The sequence below is a fragment of the Chitinophaga agri genome, from assembly GCF_010093065.1.
GTDB lineage: Bacteria > Bacteroidota > Bacteroidia > Chitinophagales > Chitinophagaceae > Chitinophaga > Chitinophaga agri.
Window position 1 is genome coordinate 836,559 of sequence record NZ_CP048113.1, and the last position, 25,101, is coordinate 861,659.

The 25,101-nt window shown below is 46.0% G+C and carries 21 protein-coding genes; 12 read left to right on the forward strand and 9 right to left on the reverse strand.

The genetic code is table 11. The features are described 5' to 3' along the window. Window positions 1-73 precede the first annotated feature (73 nt). From GWR21_RS03110 to GWR21_RS03120, 3 genes are all read left to right on the forward strand, one after another. Complete coding sequence (locus tag GWR21_RS03110; protein ID WP_162330322.1) at window positions 74-385, forward strand: hypothetical protein; 312 nt, start codon at window positions 74-76, stop codon at window positions 383-385. 168 nt (window positions 386-553) lie between these two features. Continuing rightward, on the forward strand, window positions 554-1,528 hold the full coding sequence (locus GWR21_RS03115) for a sugar phosphate isomerase/epimerase family protein (RefSeq protein WP_162330323.1): 975 nt from the start codon (window positions 554-556) through the stop codon (window positions 1,526-1,528). 273 nt (window positions 1,529-1,801) lie between these two features. Further along, window positions 1,802-3,568 (forward strand): M23 family metallopeptidase, encoded by a 1,767-nt coding sequence (locus tag GWR21_RS03120; protein ID WP_162330324.1) that lies wholly within the window; start codon window positions 1,802-1,804, stop codon window positions 3,566-3,568. A gap of 183 nt (window positions 3,569-3,751) precedes the next feature. On the opposite strand, the gene GWR21_RS03125 is transcribed toward GWR21_RS03120, so the two are convergent. The 5 genes from GWR21_RS03125 to GWR21_RS03145 form a co-directional block, all read right to left on the reverse strand. Next, entirely contained in the window at window positions 3,752-4,021 is a 270-nt protein-coding gene (locus GWR21_RS03125) for a hypothetical protein (RefSeq protein ID WP_162330325.1), read from the reverse strand. A gap of 110 nt (window positions 4,022-4,131) precedes the next feature. Beyond that, on the reverse strand, window positions 4,132-4,557 hold the full coding sequence (locus GWR21_RS03130; protein ID WP_162330326.1) for a hypothetical protein: 426 nt from the start codon (window positions 4,555-4,557) through the stop codon (window positions 4,132-4,134). Window positions 4,558-5,759: 1,202 nt separating this feature from the next. Beyond that, window positions 5,760-8,276, reverse strand: coding sequence for a YfhO family protein (locus GWR21_RS03135; protein WP_162330327.1), 2,517 nt, complete (start codon window positions 8,274-8,276; stop codon window positions 5,760-5,762). A 102-nt stretch (window positions 8,277-8,378) separates the two neighbouring features. After that, on the reverse strand, window positions 8,379-9,707 hold the full coding sequence (locus GWR21_RS03140; RefSeq protein ID WP_162330328.1) for a hemolysin family protein: 1,329 nt from the start codon (window positions 9,705-9,707) through the stop codon (window positions 8,379-8,381). 44 nt (window positions 9,708-9,751) lie between these two features. Continuing rightward, the gene (locus tag GWR21_RS03145; RefSeq protein WP_202929038.1) at window positions 9,752-10,048 is read right to left on the reverse strand and encodes a winged helix-turn-helix transcriptional regulator; all 297 of its coding nucleotides are present in this window, start codon (window positions 10,046-10,048) and stop codon (window positions 9,752-9,754) included. A gap of 156 nt (window positions 10,049-10,204) precedes the next feature. Here GWR21_RS03145 and GWR21_RS03150 point away from each other — a divergent pair, with 156 nt between their 5' ends. Continuing rightward, window positions 10,205-10,948 carry an SDR family NAD(P)-dependent oxidoreductase gene (locus GWR21_RS03150; RefSeq protein ID WP_162330330.1) on the forward strand — a complete coding sequence of 248 codons (744 nt, stop codon included), beginning with the start codon at window positions 10,205-10,207 and terminating at the stop codon, window positions 10,946-10,948. A 335-nt stretch (window positions 10,949-11,283) separates the two neighbouring features. Here GWR21_RS03150 and GWR21_RS03155 read toward each other — a convergent pair whose 3' ends face one another. After that, window positions 11,284-11,646, reverse strand: coding sequence for a DUF1304 domain-containing protein (locus tag GWR21_RS03155; RefSeq protein WP_162330331.1), 363 nt, complete (start codon window positions 11,644-11,646; stop codon window positions 11,284-11,286). 157 nt (window positions 11,647-11,803) lie between these two features. Here GWR21_RS03155 and GWR21_RS03160 point away from each other — a divergent pair, with 157 nt between their 5' ends. From GWR21_RS03160 to GWR21_RS03170, 3 genes are all read left to right on the forward strand, one after another. Next, window positions 11,804-13,303, forward strand: coding sequence for an OmpA family protein (locus GWR21_RS03160; RefSeq protein WP_162330332.1), 1,500 nt, complete (start codon window positions 11,804-11,806; stop codon window positions 13,301-13,303). Between the two features lie 276 nt (window positions 13,304-13,579). Further along, window positions 13,580-16,714, forward strand: a complete 3,135-nt coding sequence (locus tag GWR21_RS03165) for a SusC/RagA family TonB-linked outer membrane protein (protein WP_162330333.1) — start codon at window positions 13,580-13,582, stop codon at window positions 16,712-16,714. 11 nt (window positions 16,715-16,725) lie between these two features. After that, window positions 16,726-18,150, forward strand: a complete 1,425-nt coding sequence (locus GWR21_RS03170; RefSeq protein ID WP_162330334.1) for a SusD/RagB family nutrient-binding outer membrane lipoprotein — start codon at window positions 16,726-16,728, stop codon at window positions 18,148-18,150. Window positions 18,151-18,314: 164 nt separating this feature from the next. On the opposite strand, the gene GWR21_RS03175 is transcribed toward GWR21_RS03170, so the two are convergent. Then, on the reverse strand, window positions 18,315-19,661 hold the full coding sequence (locus tag GWR21_RS03175; protein ID WP_162330335.1) for a sensor histidine kinase: 1,347 nt from the start codon (window positions 19,659-19,661) through the stop codon (window positions 18,315-18,317). Between the two features lie 153 nt (window positions 19,662-19,814). Here GWR21_RS03175 and GWR21_RS03180 point away from each other — a divergent pair, with 153 nt between their 5' ends. The 5 genes from GWR21_RS03180 to GWR21_RS03200 all read left to right on the forward strand — a co-directional run bounded on the left by GWR21_RS03180 (window position 19,815) and on the right by GWR21_RS03200 (window position 22,825). Continuing rightward, entirely contained in the window at window positions 19,815-20,318 is a 504-nt protein-coding gene (locus GWR21_RS03180) for a DUF4251 domain-containing protein (protein WP_162330336.1), read from the forward strand. A gap of 94 nt (window positions 20,319-20,412) precedes the next feature. Further along, window positions 20,413-20,679, forward strand: coding sequence for a hypothetical protein (locus tag GWR21_RS03185; protein ID WP_162330337.1), 267 nt, complete (start codon window positions 20,413-20,415; stop codon window positions 20,677-20,679). 167 nt (window positions 20,680-20,846) lie between these two features. Next, a complete protein-coding gene (locus tag GWR21_RS03190) occupies window positions 20,847-21,719 on the forward strand; it encodes a class I SAM-dependent methyltransferase (protein WP_162330338.1) in 873 nt (290 codons plus the stop codon). Between the two features lie 53 nt (window positions 21,720-21,772). Further along, on the forward strand, window positions 21,773-22,207 hold the full coding sequence (locus GWR21_RS03195; protein WP_162330339.1) for a nuclear transport factor 2 family protein: 435 nt from the start codon (window positions 21,773-21,775) through the stop codon (window positions 22,205-22,207). A 162-nt stretch (window positions 22,208-22,369) separates the two neighbouring features. Continuing rightward, complete coding sequence (locus GWR21_RS03200; RefSeq protein WP_162330340.1) at window positions 22,370-22,825, forward strand: PA2169 family four-helix-bundle protein; 456 nt, start codon at window positions 22,370-22,372, stop codon at window positions 22,823-22,825. A gap of 168 nt (window positions 22,826-22,993) precedes the next feature. On the opposite strand, the gene GWR21_RS03205 is transcribed toward GWR21_RS03200, so the two are convergent. Together GWR21_RS03205 and GWR21_RS03210 are read right to left on the reverse strand one after the other, a co-directional pair. Beyond that, window positions 22,994-23,284 (reverse strand): hypothetical protein, encoded by a 291-nt coding sequence (locus GWR21_RS03205; protein WP_162330341.1) that lies wholly within the window; start codon window positions 23,282-23,284, stop codon window positions 22,994-22,996. 95 nt (window positions 23,285-23,379) lie between these two features. Next, complete coding sequence (locus tag GWR21_RS03210; RefSeq protein WP_162330342.1) at window positions 23,380-24,738, reverse strand: sigma-54-dependent transcriptional regulator; 1,359 nt, start codon at window positions 24,736-24,738, stop codon at window positions 23,380-23,382. Window positions 24,739-25,101: the final 363 nt, after the last annotated feature.

Here is a 25,101-nt window from a genome sequence, read left to right on the forward strand (position 1 = left end):
AAAAATCTTTATATATTGTTATGCCAAATCAGCTATTATTGCCTAAACCTATAAAATCTAAACCCAAGAACCTATGATCATTTATGGACGTAACAGTTTCAATGCGAAAACTGTACAATTATCTGAAATCGGTATCCACGAGCAGGTGCCGGGTATCGTGCAGTTTGAGCTGAGACAACAATATGCCCATCTTTACTGGATCCCGATGTTCCCGATCGGCTCCAATTGGTGTGTACGTAAAAGTGACAACAAATTGTATGAGGTGAATTATGAGTTATTACCGGCTTTAAATGCCCTACCAAGACGTAAGCTGGGCTGGGTAGCATTTATCGGTCCGATCCTCATTGCTGGCGGATTGCTGTTTGCGAGGATCTTCATCCGCTAATGCTTACAACTGAAGAGATACGAAGGGAGTCTACCACGGTGGATTCCCTTTTCGTTTGTTCCCCTGCCGGCAATTGTTAAAAAAACAGCCATTCCTCCCTATACTTTTCTTGTCATCAGTGTTTTTTTGTACATTCAGCTTATACCACGCCACGTTAAAAACAAAAACATGAGCTCAAGGAGAATTTTTATGCAGCAGGCTGGCTTGATAGCAGCCGGATTAATGATCAATCCATCAGGTATTTTCAGCCGAAGCAGAGAGAATACTGTTACAAAGATCGGCCTACAGCTATATACCCTGCGTGATCCACTGGCAAAGGACGTGAAAGGTACGATCGCTAAAGTTGCGGAGATAGGTTACAGCCATGTCGAAACATTCTACGGATATAAGGAGCGTGGTCAGAAAGACCAGTTCTGGGGACTGGACCCGAAGGGATTAAAGGCTTTACTGAAACAGCACGGTCTGGCTACCCATAGTGGGCACTATCAGCTGAATGATTATCTGACCCGTGGTAACGGTAAAGATGAGGCCCTGAAGGTACAGCTGGAAATCGCCCACGAACTGGGACAGCAATACCTGATCGTGCCAATTCCGCCATTAGCTTTGTGGGATAAGTTGACCGCGGATGACTATAAGTTTATTGCAGCGCAGCTGAACAAGGCAGGAGAGGAAGCCCGTAAGCTCGGAATGAAAGTAGGATACCATAATCACTTTTGGGAATTCAGGACACAACCGGATGTAAATACCACCGGCTATGAGATCATGCTGAAGGGTACAGATCCATCATTGGTGACATTTGAACTGGACCTCTTCTGGGCTATTAAATCCGGTGTCGATCCGGTAGCGCTTTTCAAAAAGCATCCAGGAAGATTCTCTATGTGGCATGTGAAAGATATCGACAAAACGACACAGGGCAAGATTGCCGGCGGAGATAACGATAAGCTGACATCCATGGAGATACTCCCTAAAGTGAAATTTGCGGAAGTAGGTACAGGAGCAGTCGACTTTAAGCATATTTTTTCAAATGCCAGCGTAGCAGGCGTGAAGTACGCTTTTGTAGAACAGGATATGATCACTATTGATCCTTTCGAGAGTATTAAAACGAGCTACGGATATGTAAAAAATAGTTTACTGAAACGATAGTTTATTAATAAAGAGATAAACGGGGAATAGCTGTAGGACTTACAGGTATTCCCCGTTTATCTTTTGCTACCTTTATTACGCACTATTTACGTACTTTCCGAAGAGCGTATTTCCCGCAAACCCTTGTCTATTAAATGTTTCCTGCCTTTTATCTTCTCATATCCACCATTTACCATTCAATTTTTACCAGATAGGAATTACCATTTTTCTTTCGCTTTCTGATGTACTTACTTTGCCTTCGTAATAATAATTCAACCCCAAAAATTACGTTGTATGAAAATTCTACTCTCTGCGGCAGCCGCATTATTGTGTATGCAGGCATTTGCGCAGGAACCACAAAAAGAAGAAAAAGAAAGTCCGGAATTGCTTTATAAAAGCATTCAGAAACCTACGTTACCTGTTGCACAAGGCCCTGATGGTGATGAGATCAGTAACAAGCCTGTTGTTGGCAGATTAAGAACGATCACACCTTCAAGAAGGATGGTGGCTCCTAAACAGATAGTATTTACCGAAGCAGATGCGCCGGGTATTGCCATGTTCCGTAGTGGTGCCTGCGCACCTCCCGTAGTAGAAGATGGCCTTGATCCGGTTTACAGTGGTGTAAAAGCACACATGCCGCTATATTTCCCCTACAAGAGCAGTGCGGTAGGCGTATGGCAGGGCTTCTATTATAGCTGGGATAATGACAACAATGGGGCAAATGATCCACACCGGGCAATCGACTATGGTAAGTCCAGCGTTGCGGCGAACGAGGATCCTACTTTTGGCGTATATGCCATCGCTCCAGGTAAAGTAATAGATGTATACTGGTCAAACGGAGGCGGTAATATCGTTATCATCGAACATACTGCTCCTGATGGATTTAAATACCGCAGCCGTTATCTGCACCTGCGTAATGGTTATGATAATGATCGCGGACTGGCGAAAAATTCTCCAACGGCCAAGTATAAGTCATTTGCTACCAATGGTACCAGCAGCAACCTTTGCTGGGGCACCAATTCCCAGACCATCAAGGTGAAGAAGAATGATATTGTACAGGCTGGCCAGTTCATCGCTTATGCAGGTAATACCGGGTCAGGTGGTATTGGCGTGATCCTGAAGGATGATGGTACCATGAAGAACCCTGATACACGTTCTTTCAATGTTCACTTGCATTTTGAGGTGAGTGTGCAGGATACCCGCGCCGGACACAGTGGAGACTGGGTAAACGTAGATCCATATGGGACCTACAATCACAGCGGCGTAAGCTGTTATGACCTCGGGTCAGTGACACCATATGCCCGTTTGTATGCGCCTTTTTATCCGAGCTTCCACAACGTGCCGCTGGATCTGGTTAATAAATACTGGTCTTACTACACAGGGATGGGCATGTCTTTGCAAACAGTCAGCGTAGACCGCAATGGCAGCAATTTATATGCGGCCGGTTCGTTCCAGTGGGGACTTTCGGGCGAGTGGTATGCACGCTTTTACATGACAGGTTCCGTATATCAGAACTATTTTAATACCTATAATGCACAGGGCATGCGTCCGCGTCAGATCTCTGTAACCAAGGACGGCAGTGGTAATCCGAGGTTCTCCGTTATCTGGGAAAAAAATCCTGCCGGACAGGCTGCTTATTCGGTGCACAATGCGGATGATGCCACCTTTGACAATGCGTGGAAGACTTACGTAACCACTAAGAAATGGCATGTACAGGAGCATGTTGACTACACCGTGAATGGTAAGAGACTACATGCGGCTGTTTTCGTGAACAAGCCTAATGACAATGGCTTCTACCTTTACTACGGCATGAATGCTGCCGATTTCAACAATAAATTCAATGAACTCTACCCTAACTGGGAGTTGAAAAGCATCTGCGTAAATGGCAGCAAAGTAGGAGGGGTATGGCGTCCTAAAAAGAGCAACTATGCCGCCTACTATGGTATGACATCAGCAGACTATCAGTCCAAATTTGATCAGTTCTCTGCTCAGGGCCTTCGTCTGGTGAAGGTACAGAACTACGATGATAACGGACGTTTTAGTGCCGTATGGGGCAAGTAAAGCAACGTATCCAATATCAGTGGGCGTTCCGCCGCCGGCGGAACGCCCCTTCTGACCAAACATAATATGCCCCCGTTTCAATAAGCTCGCGCCGGTGATATATGATTATCTCCTTTACGCTGATACGGCTGCCTCTTAATAAAGTGGCCTGTTTATTCACCACGACACACTTATAATCGCCACTCAGTTTTTGCCCCGGCCTTTCGCCATTGTTTTGCCCTGTGTTTGCTTTTTTCCTGACAGCTGATCGGCGAGTTTTTCCAGTATTACTTCGATGGAGTAAAAGCGACTTTCAATCTGAACATCCTGAGCAATCTGTTTTTGTTCTACATCAATGAGCCGGTTTTCGATATTATTAAGTTTACTAACAGTATTGGCCAGTTTGGCATCCATAGCAATCATTCTTTCATCCATTGTTTTAAATTCCTCACTTACTATTGTTTCTAATCTCATTACCCTGGTTAGCAGTAAGTGTATAGTCTCGTTGGATACGTCTGCCATAATAAAAAATTTTAAAAGTATTCTTCCAGGCTAAAGTTGCTGCTAACCTTAACCATGTCGTATTAGGCTGCTGCCTCATTTACCTGATGATCACCGGTATCCGTTGTTTTTTCGCTCGCTGTATCCGGCGTTGTTTTGTTAGCAGTCGCTTTCAGCGTTGTTAACTCTTTTCTCATCTGTTTCAACTGTTCAGCGAATTGCACTGCCCGGGAATAGAAGTGTTCAGACCTGGCGATCGCGTATTTCAGCTCACGTTTTGCGTTGTCGTTTTTGATGATTGTTTTCGCAAGACAGGCTTGTGTAAGTACATTATCCGCCTGCATTTCATTGATTGTCTTTTCGAGGCGTGAGATCCTGGTTTCATGGGTCAGAACGTCTCTGTGTAATTGCTTGAAATCCATGACAAGTTCACCCAGTGCCTGGTCGGATTCTTCGAATTTACTCGCAATGAATTCAACTATTTCCTTCCTGAATTTGTGCTTTTTCATAGCTGTTGTTTAGATGTTTAATATTGATTGTTTGTGTTAAGGTTATCACGATTGTTGTAAGCATAATTCTGGTGACTATACAGACGACGAATGGCAGTTACTGACACCCGGAACGGTAGATATGATGTACCCGTTGTTTTGTCATCAGCGTATATTCGTCGAGTCTATTCCTGGGTAAAGACACAAAAGTGATGTTCAGCTGTTATCCACGATGCTAAATGTCTTTCGCCCATCTCCATGGATGCAGGTAGTTTCTACGCAAGAGATATAACCAGGCGTATCTATATTCATCTGTTCTGCTGAAAACTTCAGTAGCCGTAAATACTATCCACCACATGCGTATCACGTTTATATGCATTATTGTAGACAACATCGTATGTGACGGGCTACATGTGTCGCCCTTACATGTCTGCCCTGTCGGGAGTACATCATATCGGATATATTCCGCCGAACAGGCGTTTCAGTTCCGCCTTACACAGATGAAACACCAGAATGTGCTGGTGCTATCAACTGGCATATCTTCCTATACCCACCCCGGCAATAAGTATAAAATGACAGGAGAACATCATTAGTCAGGATAGTCAAACATCCGGACATACCAACACAACATCTGTTCATACAACAGATGGGTATACTTTTTTAATAATGGTGTTTATTTATGATTGTAGTTACAAATGATTCTTTGTAACCGTGCATTTAGGTGGTTCCACAAACAAGTGCCGGCGAAGGTGATCGCGTATGATACATTCAGTGTCCCTGTTCTGCAATAGTAATCTTCTTATTCGTGCTACGTGCCTTTCCCATCGCCCCGGAAGCATGCCGGAATATGCGTTCCCGAAGGTTTTCAGATGTAATCTCTATCATAAGTGTCCTTTATATATGGCTGGTTAATCCGGTGGAAGCATATCTCTGTTTACTTTTACATAAACAGAGATATGCATTGATATTGAAAGAAGTAGCATTGGTTATCTGCTCTCGTACTTTTGCCGCTGAATAGCATTTCATCTTCTGTACTACCGTTATGCAGATATTTGCTTCGCGACGTTTTTATAATCTTTCTGAATAGCTAAAGTCCCCTTTTGTCGTGTTGTTAATCTCCATAGATACTCCCGACGTCATCCTATCACTATGCGTTGAATCTGGAATAATGATGCGCTATATCGTCGGACAGTCGATGCTTTCAGCGTGATGGAACAAAATTATCAAACACTTTTTGCTTTTTCACCATTCATTTTGTTCATTCTAAAATTCAAAACTATACCTCCGGTCAGGAGGAGCAACATTATGATGTAGCTGGTCAGTGACAACTTAATGCCAGCGTAGTATGCGTTCGGTTCAAACCTGAACGCGATGGTATGTTTACCTGCCGGTACCGTCATACCCCGCAGTGCATAATTTGCTCTTACATACGGTATTTCCCGTCCATCAATGAATGCTTTCCAGCCCTGTTTGTAATAAACTTCTGAGAATACTGCAAACTGCGGTGTGTTTGAACTGGACGCATAACTGATTTCATTCAGGTTATTGGCAATCAGGCTGATAGTCGCCGCTGAATCATATACCAGCGTACTTTGCACCGCTTCAGCGTACCGTTGATCTATGACCACCGAATCTCTGGTGTTCATGTGGTCCAGTATACGCATTTCTTCATCTGCATTTTTCGCCCATACAATATGCTTTACAAACCAGGCATTGCCTAATGCTTCCGGATTACGTTGTGCTACTGGTTGCCCGTCCTGCCCGGGTACAATCACATATTTTGTATTGAGCATATTGAGCACCTGCAGGTTGTTTTTGCTGATCTGCCTTTCAATAAGATCAGCATAGAGTTGCAGCTTTGCCGCGTGATAACCGCCTACACTCTTATGGAAGTAGGATGTCATTGCGTCATCAAACGGTTTTGCTGTCAGGTTGAATACCCTGTAATGTGGATCTTTATCCTGCAATATCTGCTGGTCAACCGATGAAGGCTGGAACGATCCGCCATAACTGGTCTCATCCATGAAACTCTCACTGTTCAGATAACGGGCATCGACCTGCAGCAGATCAATCACGGCTAACAACGTAAGCGCAGGTAGCAGCCACTTTTTATCGAGCCGGTTGGTCTGGTAAAGCCATAATAGCAGAAAAGCTAACCCTGCGAAAAGAATAGCCCGATATACATCACTATGATAAAGTTGTTCTCTGTCCGCATACAAGGCAGTCATCAGTTCCCCCGACAACTGCGCATTCCCCTGTAACATCTGGGTCAGTTGTGCCTGGAACATATCATCACCTCCCGCACGTTGCGGATCATTTGTCGCATTCGTATAATTGGCACTGAAGGAAGCCAGATAGATTACAGCCAGCAGGCCACCAGTCAACAATCCAGTCCATCGCAGTTTCTTTTTCAGCGCTTCCTTGGATAACTTTCCGCTTACCAGTTCCTGGAGCGCCAGCACAGCGAGTACGGCAAAGGAGAACTGTGGAATGACCAGCGCCTGTGATGGTGCGCGGAACTTATTATACAGCGGGAAATGATCGAACATAAAATAGTTAAAGGCCGCAAAGTTGCTACCCCATGCCAGCAGAATACCGAGTACACTGATCCCGATCAGCCACCATTTATGCCAGGAACGGATAATGAACAATCCCAGTAACGCCAGCATACAGATCACAATGCCGAGGTATACGGGACCGGAGGTGCCTAATTCAGACTGAAAACCCCAATACAGATTCCAGTGTTTAATCACCTGTTCGGCCTGATTTTCAGGTACGCCTATCGCAGACAGTTTCTTAAAGGTTTCAGAATCCTTGCCCAGTGTTCCCGAAGAGCTTCCGCCGTAAATGTTGGGTACCAGAAGGGTAAAGGTTTCAAATTTTCCATAGCTCCAGCGGAAGGCATAGTTCCTGTCCAGGCCTCCCTGTGGTTTATCATCTGACGCACCAGGTAGTGGTGTCAGTTCAGATGCGCCGCCGCGGGTACTTTCCTTTGAATATTCGTAGGTTGTCCAGAGACTCACCGCGTTAGACCCGAATGAGAGTACTATTGCCAGCAGCACCAACGATCCACTGATGATCAGGTGTCTGAATTCTTTTTCGCGAATACAGTATACGACATATGCTATGCCGATCACGCCCAGTACCAGGAAGAAATAGTAGGTCATCTGCAGGTGATTGGCGGCGACCAGATAGGTGAGTGCCAGTGCCATCATACCTGTGCCGAGCAGGTAGCGCTTACGGATGATCAGTACCAATCCTGCAATCACAGCAGGCAGATAGGCCAGCGCCAGCATCTTGGTCTCATGCCCCGTCACGATGATGATGGGACTATAACTGGCATATGTATATGCTACTGCGCCAAGGAAACCGATCCATGGATTCGTGCCGAGGGTCATGCAAAGCAAATAGAAGCAGATAGCCGAAAGGAACAATACGTTGATGGGTTTGGGTAATCCCAATGTCAGCACAGACGGAATATAGTTCGCAAAGTCATAAGGCGTTTCCATCGCGATCTGATAAGTAGGCATACCCCCAAACATGCTGGTGGTCCACAGAGGGGTGATGCCATGTGCTTTTTTATAATCCATGGCTTCCTTTGCCATTCCCTGCCATTGCACGTTATCGCTCTGGCTGAGTATTTTCCCGTTCATAGCTGGCCGGCAATAAATAATTGACAGCAACAGCAATGCCAGTATGGCCGCTACGTGTGGTAAGAACGATTTCAGCTTGTTCATCATTGCAGGGTCTTGTTGAGTAGTATCGCGTTAAATTAATATTTACCTGGGCAAAAAAAGAGCACCATTTATGTAATGGTGCTCCTAAAGTATTTGTAGAACGAATTATTTCTCCTCGTCCTTGTCTTTGTCTTTTTCGACATTACAGATATGTACCTTGGCGATACGGTGCTGATCCATCTTGATCACTTCCAGCTTCAGGTTACGCCAGGTGATACTGTTACCTGCTTCTGGTATCTTACCCATTCTGTCCAGGATGAAACCACCCAGGGTAACGAAATTGGTCACATTTACCTTTTGTGGATCTGCGTCGATACCCATCATTTCGAGGAACTCAACGAATGGCAACTGGCCGTCTACCAGGATACTGCCATCCTCATTGCGTATTACCTCATATTCAAATTCGTTGGTCTCAGAGATGTTACCTACCAGCGCATCCACGATGTCATTGATGGTCACCAATCCCTTGATCGAGCCAAATTCGTCGACTACCATTGCCTGGTAGATCCTTTCACGCTTGAACAGTTCGAGCAACTGGTAAGTACGGTTATGTACAGTTACCACCAGCAGTTTACGGCTGATCGCTTCCAGGTTATTAATAGCGCCATTGAAGTTATCGCTCAGCAGGTCTTTAGAATATACAAAGCCGGTGGTATGGTCCAGATCGCCTTTGGCGATCGGATATACTGTGTGCTTCTGGGTGAGGATTTTTACCTTGTTCACTTCCGGATCATCATCCACATCCAGCCATATGATCTCGTTACGTGGCGTCATCAGGGCTGATACATGACGGTCGCCCAGATTAAATACGTTCTGGATCAGTGCTTTTTCTGTCTCCTCGATCACACCACCCTGATGACTTTCTGCGATGATGACACGCAGCTCTTCTTCTGTGTGTATATCCTCATGTTCATGCACAGGGCGGATGCCTACCATACGCAGAATGACATTCGCAAAACCATTCAGGATCCAGATGAATGGCCGGAACACTGCATAGAATAATTTGAGGGGAATTGCTACGGTAAAGGTGGTTGGTACAGGTTTACGGATCGCCAGCGATTTCGGTGCCAGCTCACCAAATACGATGTGAAGGATGGTAATACCGAGGAATGCAATAGGGATTGCTACTTTGTGAGCAACGTCTTCCGCTATATTGAAATTAAGTGCATGGAAAGCATTCAGTATCAGGGTTGTCATCACTTTCTCGCCGACCCAACCAAGCCCCAGGGATGCGAGTGTAATACCCAGCTGTGTGGCCGCCAGATAGCCATCGAGGTTATTGACTATGCTTTTGGCCACTTGCGAGACCGTTTTGTTGCTGCCCGCATTTACTTCGATCTGCGATGACCGGACCTTTACGATCGCAAATTCTGCCGCTACAAAAAATCCGTTCAGCAGTACCAGAAAGACGGTAAAAAATATGTCTAACGTCATGTATTGATGTGTCTTATTTTAAACTAAAGTTTCTTAAGATAGTACTAATTTGTCTTATTGGGCCTGTGTTTATCTCCCCAGGCTGAAATACATTCTAACATTGGTTTCATTGACGCACCGTCGTTTGTAAGCTCGTATTCCACTCTCGGAGGTACTTCTGCATACACCAGTCTTTTGATCAGACCGTCCTTTTCCAGCTCTCTCAGCTGCAATACAAGGATGCGCTCGGATACGTCAGGAATATTTTTTTTCAGTTCGCTATACCGCAGTTTACCCCCCAGTAATGCCCAGAGTATGTTTGGTTTCCACCTGCCACCGATCAGATCGAGGGTGTAAGCCATGCCGCAATTTAGGTTTATCTTATTCCTGTTCAATGTATTAGTTGAGCCTTCCTTTCTCATTACTTACATTTTTGTCAGTACTTAATAATCTTGTCAGTACCTGTAAAATTACGTATACCTCTTTACTTTTACAAACAAGTAACAAAAATAGTTATTATGAAACATCTTGAAAACAAAGTCGCATTGGTAACAGGCGGTAGCCGCGGTATGGGTGCCGCTATCGTAAAAAGACTGGCGGATGCTGGTGCAAATGTGGTATTTACCTATGTAAGGTCTGCTGTTAAAGCGGAACAACTGGCCCGGGACGTAGCGCAAAGTACCGGACGGAAAGTATTGCCGATCCTGGCTGACAGCGCTTCTCAGGAGGCGGTTGCGAATGCTGTGGATACGGTTATATCCCAGTTAGGAGGTATTGATATACTGGTGAACAACGCTGGTATCTATGGAGAAAGTCCGCTGGAAGAGCAAACTCCTGATCAGTATGACCGGATCATGGATGTGAATGTCCGCGCTGTCTATATAGCTTCTGTGGCTGCTGCCAGACATATGACTGCGGGCGGTCGGATCATCAGCATCGGCAGCAACATGGCCGATCATGTCGCTAACCGGGGGGCAACGCTCTATTCCATGAGTAAGTCCGCATTGATCGGTATGACAAAGGGAATGGCCCGGGAACTAGGCCCTAAAGGGATCACTGTCAACCTTGTCCAACCCGGTCCTGTAGATACTGACATGAACCCCGCTGATGGTGCACATGCCGCTTCGCAGGTAGCACGCCTGGCGCTGGGTCACTTTGGCAAGGCTGCTGATATTGCCAGTCTGGTTGCTTATCTCGCCAGTCCTGAAAGTGGTTATATCACCGGGACAGCACTCACGATAGATGGTGGGTCGAATGCTTAGGGAGCATGAGCTGTTGAGACATTTGTCGCTGTTAAGTAGTTTTCTCAACACCTCTTCTGCTCCCTAAACTTCAAACTGCTGCATCAATAGCTGATGCGGCTTTTGGAGTTTAATTACCCCTTTCAATGGCAGGCCACTTTACTTCTTCATCCGCCCTTGAGAGGCACCCCGTCAGTTAACCTGCGATGCATCACGACCCTTCTTTTGCGCAGCATTAGTGATAAAATACACGCCTACCCTGAGGGTGTGTACGCTTTGTCTGGCGTTACTATCATGGCAAGAGGGCTCCACCTTGTCATGATGAAGCCCTCCTGGTATTTTTAACACTAATATTTTCAGAGAATAGAGATCAGTAATAAGGTAATGAGCGCAGGTAGTCCCTGTACGAAGAAGATACGCTTCCCTGCAGTCAGTGCCCCATAGATACCCGCTACTGCGATACAGCTCAGGAAGAAGGTGGCTATATGCAGCGACCAGGCGCCATCCTGAATAAAGAATGACCAGATCAAACCTGCTGCAAGAAAGCCGTTATACAGTCCCTGATTGCCAGCCAGTGTTTTTGTGGGCTCAAAGAGATGTGCGGGAAGCTGTTTGAAGACCTTAGGTGCTTTAGTGGTCCAGGCAAACATTTCCAGCCATAGAATATAGAGGTGTTCAAGGGCACAGAGACCAATGAGGATTTTGATGACGATTAGCATGAATAGAGTGGTTTAGGTAGTATACAATTGAATAAAAGTAAGGGTTTTCCTCCTATTCCAGCCTATTGTGGTCAATAACGGGAATGGGGCTCACATTTCTAATAATATCCTACCTTAGTACTGGTTTTCGATGGATATAAGATATAATTCCACGTGCATGCTGGCCTATGTTGCAAAAAGTATCGCAACGATACTGCTATGCTGTTACTGTACAATGGGACTGATTGCCCAGAACCTGGTGCCAAACGCTTCCTTCGAAGATGTAAATATCTGTACAGAATATACAGCTCCCTGTGCCCCCTCAGCCTGGCTTTCAGTTGCGCCGGAGGTGGCGAGGATGAAATACCTGTGTAACGGCACTGCTCTGCACGGGCAACACTACGTTAATCTTTTACTGGAAGGCAAGGAAAATCCTGATCTCAGAGTCTATATACAGACCCGGTTGCGCTGTTCATTGGAAAAAGGGAAAAAATACCGGATACGTATCTACATGAATACGGATAATTACCCCTTACGCGCAGGGATACGCTTTGACACCGCTTTTGTATTTAGCCAGCATGCCAGTTGCCTGACTGCGCCTGCCAGTCTGGAACTAAATGAGAATGATGTACAGAAGAAACTATTCCGGCTCAATCATCCCTGGTACATGCTGGAGAAAACCTACGTTGCCACGCAGACGGCCACGCATATGCTCATCGGTAATTTCAGGGCACCACAAAAGAAAGAAGGCGCCGGAGGCGGATACAATAATGCGCAGCTGCTGATCGATAGTATCAGTGTGACGCCCGAAGAAGGGGGTACCGCCTGTGGTAATCCCGACAGTACAATAATGCTGTTGTACAAAGAACGGCACCGTCATACCATTCCTGAGGCACTGATCGCTGCTGGTGACCTTATACACCGTCTGGATGGCGCTGCTGGTTGTGATACGATCATACTGAAAGATGACCTGTTCACTGCCGATAAAACCAGCCTCAATGACCGCTATAAACAACAGATAGATGACGCGTTGAACCGCTACCGGGGCAACCGTGCACGTATCCTGCTGATCGGGTATGCCTGGCAGGCGGCGTCGGAAGAATATAACAGGATCGTTTCTGCGGATAAGGCAAAAGCCGTTGCCAATTATATGGTGTATAATGAGGGATACAGCTTTGACGATTTTGAGATAAGGGGGGAAGGGCGGACCAACCCCAGATATGACACTGCTGGTGGTGCAGCCGGTGAGAATAATCGTGTTGAAATGATCGTATGCCGGCCGCCACTGATCAAAGATACCCTGCCAACTAAATTGATCGCTCATCATCCCGATACATTGGTCATTCCCGATATTCTCTTTAAATTCAATAGTAGTGAACTGAACAGAAACCTGTATGGCTCGCTGGACAGTCTTATGAAAAAAATACCCCGGGACGGCAGTATACAGCTACAGGTGAACGGGCATACGGACAATGCCGGTACCAGTGCCTATAACAATACGCTATCGATGAAAAGGGCCAATGCTGTAGCCAGTTATATGCAGGAACACGGACTAGGCAATGACATCCGGCAGATCATAGGTGTTGGTGAGCATCAGCCGGTAGCAGATAATCAGTCAGCTGAAGGAAGAAGGCGGAACCGCCGGGTAGAGATCATTATTTTTTATAGCCCCGATTGAACCCATCGTATCGTATTAGTGTTAAATTGATACGTGAAAATCTTGCAAAAGAATGATTGTTTTTTTATTTTGTCTCATCAGGAAGTAAAACTGCTTGTTTAACCAGGGAAAGCCCTACATCTGATAAGGGAAAATTTGCTTATGTCGATGACACACTGAGTTGATCACAGACTCCGGGGAATAATCTATAGCACACTAAACCAAAATCATGTTGTACCATGTACAACGAGGATAACTCATGCTTTTTCACATCACTCATTCTAAACTTAACAGCTTATGAAAGTTTCTACAGGGCTGGCGCTGATCCTGTTATTGGCAGTCTGCTCTACTGCCTTTGCCCAAAAAGGGAAAACCCTGCGCGGACACGTTGTGGGAGGTGATACGCAGCAACCGCTTGAGCGCGTCGTCATCATAGAAAAAGGTACGCAGAACCATGTGTTCACTGCCGCTACAGGCGATTATACAATTACTCTCTCGGGTGATAATGCTACATTGATCTTTTCCTATGTAAGCTATACTACACAAGAGTTGCCAGTTGGTACCGGCGATGTGCTGAATGTAACGATGCAGTCTTCCCGGAAGGACCTGAATGAAGTGGTAGTTACTGCCTTCGGCGTAAAAAAAGAGAAGCGTGCACTGGGTTATACGATTCAACAGGTAGATAATAAGGATCTGAATGTCAATCACCAGTCCAACGTAGTGAATGCATTGCAGGGTAAAGTAGCTGGTGTACAGATCTCCAGTGCTGGTGGCGGTCCCGGCCAGGGCGCCCGTATCATCATCAGGGGCATTAACTCCATTGCGGGCGATAGGAACAATCAGCCGCTTTTCATCGTAGATGGTGTGGAAATTGATAATAATACGTATACCACCGGTGGTGCAGAAACAAGAGGTATGAGTAACCGTGCCGCCGATATAAACCCCGACGATATTGAAAGCGTATCGGTCCTGAAAGGTGGGGCTGCGACGGCATTATACGGTATCCGTGCTGCTAATGGTGCCATCGTGATCACTACGAAGTCAGGCAAGTCAGGTAAGCTACAGGTGACTTACAGTGGTATGTACGGGCTGGATAAAGTCAATAAAACACCGGACGTACAGTCTAAATTTTCGCAGGGCTATCTCGGTTTATATGATCCTGCGAGTTTCTGGCCCACGTTCGGTCCAACGGTAGAGGAGGCAAAAAAGCTCGATAATACGCACCCGGATCAGTTATATAACAATTATAAACAAGCCTTCCGGACGGGTTCCCAGACGCGTCATACGGTGAATGTCAGTGGTGGAACAGATAAGGCACAGTTACTGGGTTCGCTTTCTTACTTAGACCAGGATGGCGTGATCCCGTTCAGTGACTATACCAGTTATAATGCAAGGATCAATGGCCAGTTTAAGATCAGTGAAAAGATCAGCGCGGGTGTGTCACTGAACTATATCAATTCCGGCGGTAACAGGGTGAATGCCGACCGCTATGGAGAGCAGATCATTTACTGGTCGCCCAGGTGGGATATGAAAAATTATGTGAAACCCGACGGCACACAACAGACTTACAGCAGTGGTACCAACAACCCGATCTATACATTATCAACCAATAAGTTCCGGGATAATGTCAATCGTACCATTGCCAGCACGTTCATTACATATAAACCGGCAGAATGGCTCAACTTCTCATATCGGGTGGGTAATGACTTCTATACAGATGGCAGGGTACATCAGGCGCCTGGTCCGCTGGGCCTGGTAGGAGAAGCGCCTAATCTGGACGATAACGAATACGGCTTTATGTATGAATATAACCTGCGCAGCCGCACGCTGACATCCACCATTATGGCAAATATCTCACATACTTTCAATAAGAAATATTCTATTGATCTGAAGCTCGGTCATGACCTCCGCGATCAACGTGTGAGAAGGAACAGTGTAATGGGCGATACGCTTGTAGTACCTGACCTGTTCCTGCTGAATAATGCCAAACGTGTAACTGGTGAATCCTATATTTCTGATTACAGGAACTACGGCTATTTCGCCGATCTGACACTGGGTCTCAATAATTACCTGTTCCTTGAAGTGACTGGCAGGAATGATTACACGTCTACACTTTCCAGGAATAACCGTAGTTATTTTTATCCTTCTGTCAGTCTGAGTTACATTTTCAGTGATCAGTTCAAATTGCCGGACTGGTGGACATACGGGAAGATCAAGGCCTCCTGGGCGAAGATCGGTAAAGACGGTGATCCCTATTCCATTACCAATGGTTTTAAGGCGGGTACCACTATCGGATCCAGTGTACCGTTCTATCAGAACAGAACATTGGGCAACCCTAATCTGCGTCCTGAATTTACCCAGACCACAGAACTGGGTACCGAACTGCGGTTCCTGGAAAGCAGGGTAGGGCTGGAAGCAGTGGTCTATCAACAGAAAAGCAAAGACCTGCTGGTGCCTGTCGATGTCTCCACGACCACTGGTTTTGACAAGGCATATGTTAATGCCGGAGAGATCAGCAATAGGGGCCTGGAGATAACCCTGTCAGCCATGCCGGTACGTACAAAAGATTTCAGCTGGGACTTCCGGGTGAACTTCTCCACCAACAGTAACCGGGTAAAGAAGCTGAACGAAGAACTGAAACTGGCTGAAATTATCCTGTCTTCCCAATATGGCTACCTGAGTTCCACTGTGAGCACCAAGCTGGTGCCGGGTCAGTCATATGGTGCGTTGTATGGAAGAACTTATAAGCGTTACTACGGTAATGAAGTGGATGATAAGAAGACGCTGCGTAATGACCTGCCGCTGTTAATTGGTGCGAATGGTTTCCCCGTGCTGGACGATGCTTCCAATCAGCGATACCTGGGCAGCACCTTACCTAAGTGGATCGGTAATATGACGCAGACATTCTGCTATAAACAACTGTCTTTATCGGTGTTGTTTGATGTACGTCAGGGTAACTACAAATACAACCAGCTGTCTAACTTCCTGGCAGCATTCGGTGAGTCCAGGCAGACAGAAGACCGCGACCAAACCATCGTCTTCAATGGTCTACTGGCAGATGGTACAGCTAACACGAAGCCTGTCTATATGGGACAGGCAAAAGGCCCCGATGGTGTTGACTATGGCGCCGGTTTCTACAGGAATTACTACAGGGGCGCAAGTGAGAACTTTATAGAGAATGCCTCCTGGGTGAGACTACGTTCGCTGTCATTGTCCTATACAGTGCCTGGCCAGTGGCTGAGTCCTACAAAGGCTATCAGCGGCGCAACCGTATCATTTACCGGAAATAATCTGTGGCTGCATACGAAGTATACTGGCTTTGATCCGGAGACAAGCTCCAGTCCTTCAGGAAGTAATGCGTCCGACTCCTTCTCCGGCTTTACTTATCCGGCAACGCGCAGTTTCCTGTTCAGCCTTAATATTCAATTCTAAATCTGTCATTCATGAAACGTACATTCCTTCATCTATATACACTGATACTGGCAGCGGGTTTGCTGAGTGTGTTGCCCGCCTGTAAAAAAGGGTATCTGGACATCAACCAGACAGACCCTAACCTGAGCCAGCGTCCACCTATCAACGGATTACTGGTGGCGACGACCTATCAGTCGGCTATAAATGTATATTCGACCGGATATATCACATCCTACTATGTACAGCAATTAGCCTCGCCAAATACAGGCAGTGGTTCTGACATCTATGATGATGTAGACAGAAGTACCAACTGGCGGAATATTTATCTGAATGTGACGGATATCCGTCAGATGAAACAACTGGCTATTGCACAACGTGCATATGAACACCTGGGCGTAGCCAGGATACTTGAGGCATTGAATATGAGCATGGCGGTAGACCTGTACGGGAACCTGCCATACCGGGAAGCCTGGTCGGAAGGAGAAAACCTGCGACCCGGCTATGATGATGCAAAGGCGGTGTATGACAGTTGTTTGTCGCTGATAGACCAGGGTATCGCGTCGTTGAACCAGGCGGACCCACTCGTAACGCTCGATCCGACGAATGACCTGATACATGCGGGCAATAAGGCGGCCTGGATCAGGACGGCTTATGCACTGAAAGCACGTTTGCTGAACCGGAAGAGTAAGCAGGCGGATTATGATCCTGCAGCTGTATTGGCAGCATTGGAGAACGCGTATACTTCTAATGTGGACGATGCACAGATCACCCGTTTTGAAAGTCTGAGCCCCTGGAATGGTGTGGCAAAGAATAATGCGAGCGGCACACTCGATGGCTGGCTGAGTGCCAATTTTATCAATGCGCTGAATGGCACAACCTACGGCGTCTTCGATCCCAGGTTGCCGTTGATCACTGATCTGACCCGTTTTGGTGATTACCGGGGTACGGTGAATGGTGTCGGACGTACCGGGTCGGGTACGGATAACTCTCAATGCGCGTTATCAGTAAATGGGTTCTATTCCCGGGGGGGAGCGCCTCTTTTGATACTGACCTACGCTGAGATGAAGTTCATTGAATCCGAGGCCTCTTTTGCGGTAAATAGGACCAGATCTTATCAGGCGTACCTGGATGGTATTGCAGCCAATATGGACAAGGTAGGGGTGGCGCCGGCGGATAAACAGACTTACCTGGCCAATCCGGTAGTTGCTGCAGGCGAAGGCGCGTTTACCAAAGAGCTGATTTTCAAAGAGAAATATGTCGCTACGTTCCTGCAGCCGGAAACCTGGACTGATGCCCGCCGTTGCGACTATAAGTATAAGAATTTTCAATTGCCGCAGGGCGCATTGCTGAACACCTTTATCCGCCGGGTGGGGTATCCTGCATCAGAGACCAGCCGGAACCCGGAGAACGTGCCAGCTATAGGGTCACTCGCGGATCATCTGTGGTGGGATGAATGATTGTGGTAGCTAATAACAGGCAGCAGTATACCTGAGTTATACTTGAGCTATACCTGGAAGTGAAAGCCTTCCCGGATATAGCTCAGGTACATCTCAATGCTATTACAGGCTTGGCAGCCGTCGCAGCAACAGGTGCATCAGCAGATCCTGGACAATATAAATCATCAGGCCGGCAACGTGCTGCCCGTTACAGGCACCTCGCTCAGCGGGAAGCTGGCGAAAAAGGTAGTCCCTTCCCCAGGGGTACTTTCAAACCAGAGTTCTCCGTTCTGTAGGGTAAGGAGTTCTTTACAGAGTACCAGTCCCAGTCCGATACCTTTTTCATTGTTGGTACCAAAGGTAGACTGTGTTTTCAGCGAAAATATTTCGTCATGATGAATAGGGTCAATACCGATACCGTTATCGGCTATCATCAGGTGACAGTTGTTTTCCTGTATGTGCAGGCTGATCTCTATGTGGCCGCCGGAAGGCGTGAATTTAATTGAGTTGTTGATCAGGTTCCTGATGATCAGTTCAAGCATGTTGTGATCCGCTGTGATATAAACATCCGGGTCTACCCTGGAAACGATGCTGACAGATTTTTTATCAGCCAGCAGGCGCTGTATAGTAAGCACACGCTCCACTGCGTCATGCACATTCTCGTTAGACAACCGTACACCCTTCCCGTCCATCTGTAGTTTTGACCATGTCAGCAGATTGGTCAGCAGACTGGACGTATTCTTAGTGAGCGTCAGCAGTTCATCCCCCAGCATTTTCTTTTCCTCTTCCTCCAGGTCGTATTCCGCTATGAGGTGGAGGGTGGTGATGATGGAATTCAGCGGGCTTTGCAGGTCATGAGCAATGATCGAGAACAGCTTATCCTTTTTCTGGTTCAGTTGCTCCAGATTGATATTCTGGATGTCAATCTTATTCGCCTTCTCTTCTGCATTTTGTTTTTCCCGCTCGTAATTCTTTCTCAGATAATTGGTGATCAGGTAGATACAGGTCAGTGTGATGAGGTAACTGGAAAGGATGTCAACAAACCTGTTCTCCACATTACCGTAACTATCCCTGATCCAGGAAGGATCTATGTATTCTTTTGTCAGCAGGATACCTGGCAGGAGCAGATGAAGAAGAGCCCATATCCAGTGGCGGCTTCGCGGACTGAAAGCGATAAGCAGGTTAAAGGTCAGGAAGAACAGCAGCAATGCCGGCCCGTGGCTACCTGAATTGAGATAAAATGTGGCTGTCAGGGTGATATAACTCACAATCACATATGCCAGCATACTGGCATTGTAGATCTGTTTGTAACGAGACAAATAGAAGAAGAATATCTGAAGCACCAGCAGGGTTGCTACGATGGCTGAAACAACGCCAAGCCCCAGCCACATGTTAAACGGCAGCAACACGGTCAGCAATGTCATAGTGACAACACTGATGGAGTTGAACGCACGATTTTCCAGGGAGAATGATGCAGGATCTCCCACAAGATGTTCCCAAATGTCGGCTAGTTTACGGGCTATTTTATGCAAATGTTGGTTTTTATTAGTATAAATGCTGATAATCGAATAGTTACGCAAAGTTCTAAGTTTAAAAGCGAATATTTATAACACATAGATGTTATAACGTCTATGGTGGACAAAATGTGGAATGATCTTCGCACGTTAGATAGTAAAACAGTTTTTATGAGAAGGGTACAGTTCAAGTGGTTAGCCGTGTTACCACTGTTTATAGGATTGTTTTTCAATAGCTTACAAGCACAGGAGACGAAAGGAACGAAAGAAGTTACAGTGGAGAAAATGGTCACCGCCCGCAATTTTGTTTTTAAAGTACAAACGGTCCAGCCAACGAATCCGTCACCTAACCGTCTGCTGACGTCAGATTATGATCTGAGGATCGCACCGGATTCTATCGTCAGCTTTCTGCCCTACTTCGGTCGCGCCTATACGGCGCCAATGGACCCAACCAAAGGTGGCATACAATTCACGTCGACGAAGTTTGAATACAAGCAGGAGGTACGTAAGAAAGGCGGATGGGATATTACTATAAAGCCCCAGGACGCGCAGGATACAAGACTGATGACGCTCACTATATCTGATAACGGTTACGCATCCTTGCAGGTCATTAGCAACAACCGGCAGCCCATTTCATTCACAGGTTACATTAGCGAAAGGAAAAGTAAAAGATAACTAAACAATAAGTTAAAATTATCTTAACAAGCACGAAAAGCTGGCATACAGGAACAGTTCTTGTTTTATGTCTACCGAACCAAAAATTAGAACTATGTCAAAGAATAACAGAGAAGGCGTTAAGCATGAAATCCAGGAACTCGCAATGGGTAACTACAGGAGCTATCCCGAGGATTACGGTGTTAATGTGCAGGATGTAAGCACTAATGTGCAATCTTTGGCCAGGGGCTATTGGGATAGTCGTGAGATCAAGGAAGTAGACCGAGATGAGAAGTTGGGTATTAACCTGGCAGATTATCAGGAGTGGACACAGGAAGCTTTCGCCGCATTTCAGAAGACGAATGAAAATTCACTTAGTTAACGTATAGCGTAGGAAAGAATTGCCTTTTTCGGCTGCGGACAGTATCGTTGTTTGACAACGATATTGTCCGCAGCTTTTTTATGACTTGCCGATTTACAATTATTAATTATTCATCATTTATTGTTAATTTTCTACTATCTTTAAGAAACCCTCAATCTCCGTTCGTTATGAAGACAGACACAGCCAGTCGTACGGCCCAGTATATGGCGTTGTTCCGGGCGTTGGAGACGAACCGCCCGTCCGGGAAAAGACTGTTCACCGATCCTTATGCTTTTTCATTTTTAACTGCCCGCTTTAAGTTTATCACCCAGTTATCCGTATTTCCCTTTATCCGTAATCTGGTTGACCAGATTATCCGTAGGCGTATTCCGGGGGCATTGTCTTCTGGTGTTGCCCGAACCCGGTATATTGATGAATTACTGCAACAGGCTGTACGTGATGGTGCTCGCCAGGTCGTGATACTTGGGGCAGGTTATGATACCAGGGCATTACGGCTGGGTTTCCTGCATGCCTTGCCTGTTATAGAGATTGACCACCCGGCGACTGCCAGATTAAAGAAAGAAAGACTGATGAAAAGTCTCGGCGGGTTGCCCCGGCATGTCCGTTATCTGGAAATTGACCTTAATGAACAGAAGCTGGAACAACTGGTAGACGCAGGGGACATCGACACGTCTATTCCAACTGTATTTGTCTGGGAAGGTGTAAGTAATTACCTGTCGCATGAAGCGGTGGCAGCTACTTTTGCTTTTATGGGCTGCTTTCCTTCCGGTAGTCATGTGATATTTACCTACGTGGATGAAAAAGTCCTCCGTTACCCGGCGGCATTTTTTGGTGGAGAGAAATTACTACAGGACCTCCGGCAGATAGAGGAACGCTGGACCTTTGGACTGGAGCCTTTCCTGATGCGCCGGTACCTGGATGATTTTGGAATGGATCTGCTGGAAGACTTCAGCGCAGTAGAATACCGCAGGTATTATCTGCCCGACCGTGCGGAAAAAGGATATGAGTTTTATAGAGTCGCCTTTGCCATAAAAAGATAAATAGCCTACATTTTAGTATCATTTTTATATTTTTATTGAATAACATCTCCCGTATGAAAATTTATGCTCTTTTACTGGCATCTGCTGTCATGTCAACTACTATTTGCTTCGCACAGTCTAAAGATGAAAAAAACGTTGCCACCCAGGTAGAATCACTGAAGAAGGCACTGGTAGATGGTGATAGGGCATCGCTGGAAAAGCTCACAGATGATAAACTGTCCTATGGGCACTCTAATGGAAGAATAGAAGACAAGGCTACATTTGTCTCTAATCTCGTGACAGGAAAATCTGATTTTGTGACGATAGATCTCACTGATCAGAAAATAGCCATCGCAGGTAATACCGCTATAGTAAGACATACCCTTTCAGCTGACATCAATGATAACGGTGTAGCTGGCCATGTAAAGCTATATGTATTGCTGGTGTGGAGCAAAGAAGATGGTCAGTGGAAACTGCTGGCCAGGCAAGCCGTGAAGGTACCTGCCTGAGTCCGTCCGCTATTTTACACATAGTGGAGATAAGCTTACACCAGGTTCTACGGAATCTGTAACTCATTACAGGGGAAACTGCTATGGCATAGTTTTATCATTGTATCCTGTATAACAATCAGGGCGCAACAGCCTTATCTGTTAACCAAAAAATATTGTGTTATGCAAGCTACAATTGAAACTATCGAAGTACTGAATGATCTTATACAGATTAACAATGACCGTATAGAAGGTTATGAGAAAGCGTTAAAAGAACTGAAAGAAGAAGATTCCGATCTGAAAGCATTGTTCTCTTCCATGATCAGCGAGAGCCATGAGATACGTCTTGCATTGGGAACGGAAGTGAATGCGCTGGGCGGTGACATGGATCATTCTACGACTACAAGTGGTAAAATTTATCGTGCCTGGATGGACGTGAAAGCGGTGTTTACCGGCCATGACCGCCATACAGTACTGTCAAACTGTGAAGCAGGGGAGGATGCCGCACAGCGTGCCTACGGAACTGCTTTAGAAGACGAAGATCTGCCTGCTTACCTGCGTGAAATGGTAGTGGAGCAACAGCGCACGCTGAAGCAATCACATGATCAGATCAAGGCGCTAAGAGACGCAAATAAATAATTCCAGTGAATGATTAGCCATAATAATTGACATCCTGCGCGAAGTACTTAAGAGTTGTAATGCATGCAGGTTCAATTATTCAATCATGCGCTAAATGAGAACAGGGCGTCCAGTCATTATTGGCGGATGCCCTGTTCTGTTATTGGGAACAATAATTTTCTAACTCGTTCAGGTTCCTTCTACCTCTTTTGCGATCTCCTCCAGGTCTTTTTCCATCATTGGCTTTATTTGTTCCAGGGTTTCCAGTAACCCACTCACACATTCAGTGGTGGCAGGTGTCCAGGAACTGGAATCACTTACGCTACGAAGTACTTCACCGGCGCCTTTCACTTCGAGGTTCATGACGCTGGGTTTCATCTTGTGTAATAATTTTTTTAGTTCTGCAATATTCTGCGTGTGTAGCAGGGCTTTCAGCTCGCCCATATATTCGTCGAGCGATGAGACGAACAGTCCTATCATTTTATGGATAAATGAGGGGCTGGAACTGGTTATTTTATAAAGGTATGTATATGTGTATAAATGATGTTCGCGTTGCATGATAGGTAATAATCTCATTAGGCGCCCTCTATTTCGCCCGTCTGTAACATTTTGTAAATAGTGGATTTGCCAATATCCAGTTTCTCTGCCACCAGGAGCACATTATCATCATATCGTTTAAGATAGTTACGGATGATCAGTCTGGTGTACTCACGAAGTGTCAGCTCAGTATTCAGCACCGTGTCAACATCGTGGTTGTTGCCGGAAAGAAAGGTGATGTCCTCAGGTTCTATCGTGTTGTTCTCAGACATTACAGCGGATAGTTCAACCACAGATTTCAGCTCGCGGATGTTACCCGGGTAGCTGTAACTCAGTAGCTTTTCTCTGGCAGCCGGTGAGATCCTGATTTCACTGGTTTTGTTCTCCTTGCTGTATGCCGCCAGGAAATATTGTGTCAGCAACAGAATATCTTCCTTACGTTCCCGCAGGGGAGGCAGTGTAATGGGCAGTCCTACGATACGGTAATACAGGTCTTCCCTGAAATTATTCTTCTTTACTTCATCCGCCAGATTCTTATGTGTAGCCACAACAAGCCTGAAGTCCAGCTTTACTTTCGACGTGCCACCGAGACGGGTCAGTTCTTTTTCCTGTAGCACACGCAACAATTTACTCTGGATATTAAGATCCATTTCACCTATTTCGTCCAGGAAGAGTGTTCCTCCATTGGCTTCTTCAAAGCGCCCGATCTTTTTGTTCTGCGCACCAGTGAAAGCACCTTTTTCGTAGCCGAACAGCTCACTTTCCACCAGTTCTTTAGGGATAGCGGCCATATTTACCGGCACGAATGGCTGACTGCTTCTGGCTGAATTATAGTGAACAGCCCGGGCGACCAGTTCTTTACCTGTACCGGTCTCTCCTGAAACGGATACATTAATTAAAGAGCCGGCAGCTTTGTCTATCAGTTTAAAGACAGTTTGCAATGCAGGGCTGTTTCCGATAATAGAACGCGAATAGTCGTACTTGGTTTTAAGTGCGGCTTTCAGTTCCGAGATCTCATTCTTCATGGAGAGCTTTTCGCGCAGGCGGATAATGGCTTTCCACAGCAGTTGCTGGGTGTTGTCATCCTTTACCAGATAGTCTTCCGCGCCCATTTTAAGCAGGTCTACGGCAGTTGTAATCCTTTCCTGTGCGCTGATAATGATAACAGGCAGATTGGGTTGCGCCTGTTTGATCTTTTTGTAAAGTTCCTCACCATTCATGTCGGGTAGACCGAAATCAATGGTAACAAGATCCGGTTTCCGGTTTAGCTGGGCCAGGCATTCTTTGCCTGAGCCGATCAGGGTTACTTCGTAGTCGGGGTTCTGACTTAAATAGTGATGCAATAGGCCTCCGTACCACTTATCATCCTCAACAATAAATATCTTGAAATCGAGCATTCATGGAATTTTCCGTTAATTTAGGAATTTTCCAATTATCAACAGGCCTCCTACACTACACTTTTTTGAAATGCAGCTTTGGAGGCCGTGGGTTATTATGAAATAGGCAAGCAAAAATATTTTCAGTTCACTGTTCTATATGGTAGTCTGTTTAAAAAAATAGGCCCCTTTGCCTTCACTAGTCTCTTCGCATTGGGGCCATGATCAAGCACTCTCAAGCTGGTTAGTATAACATCCACATTAATTTCTTTGTAACTGTCATCTCCTGGCCCCGCTACTACACTGATGGCACCTACACATGGGGCCGGGATGAAAGTCCACATACTCAACACAATATTTTAATAATTTAATGATCTCTCAGGG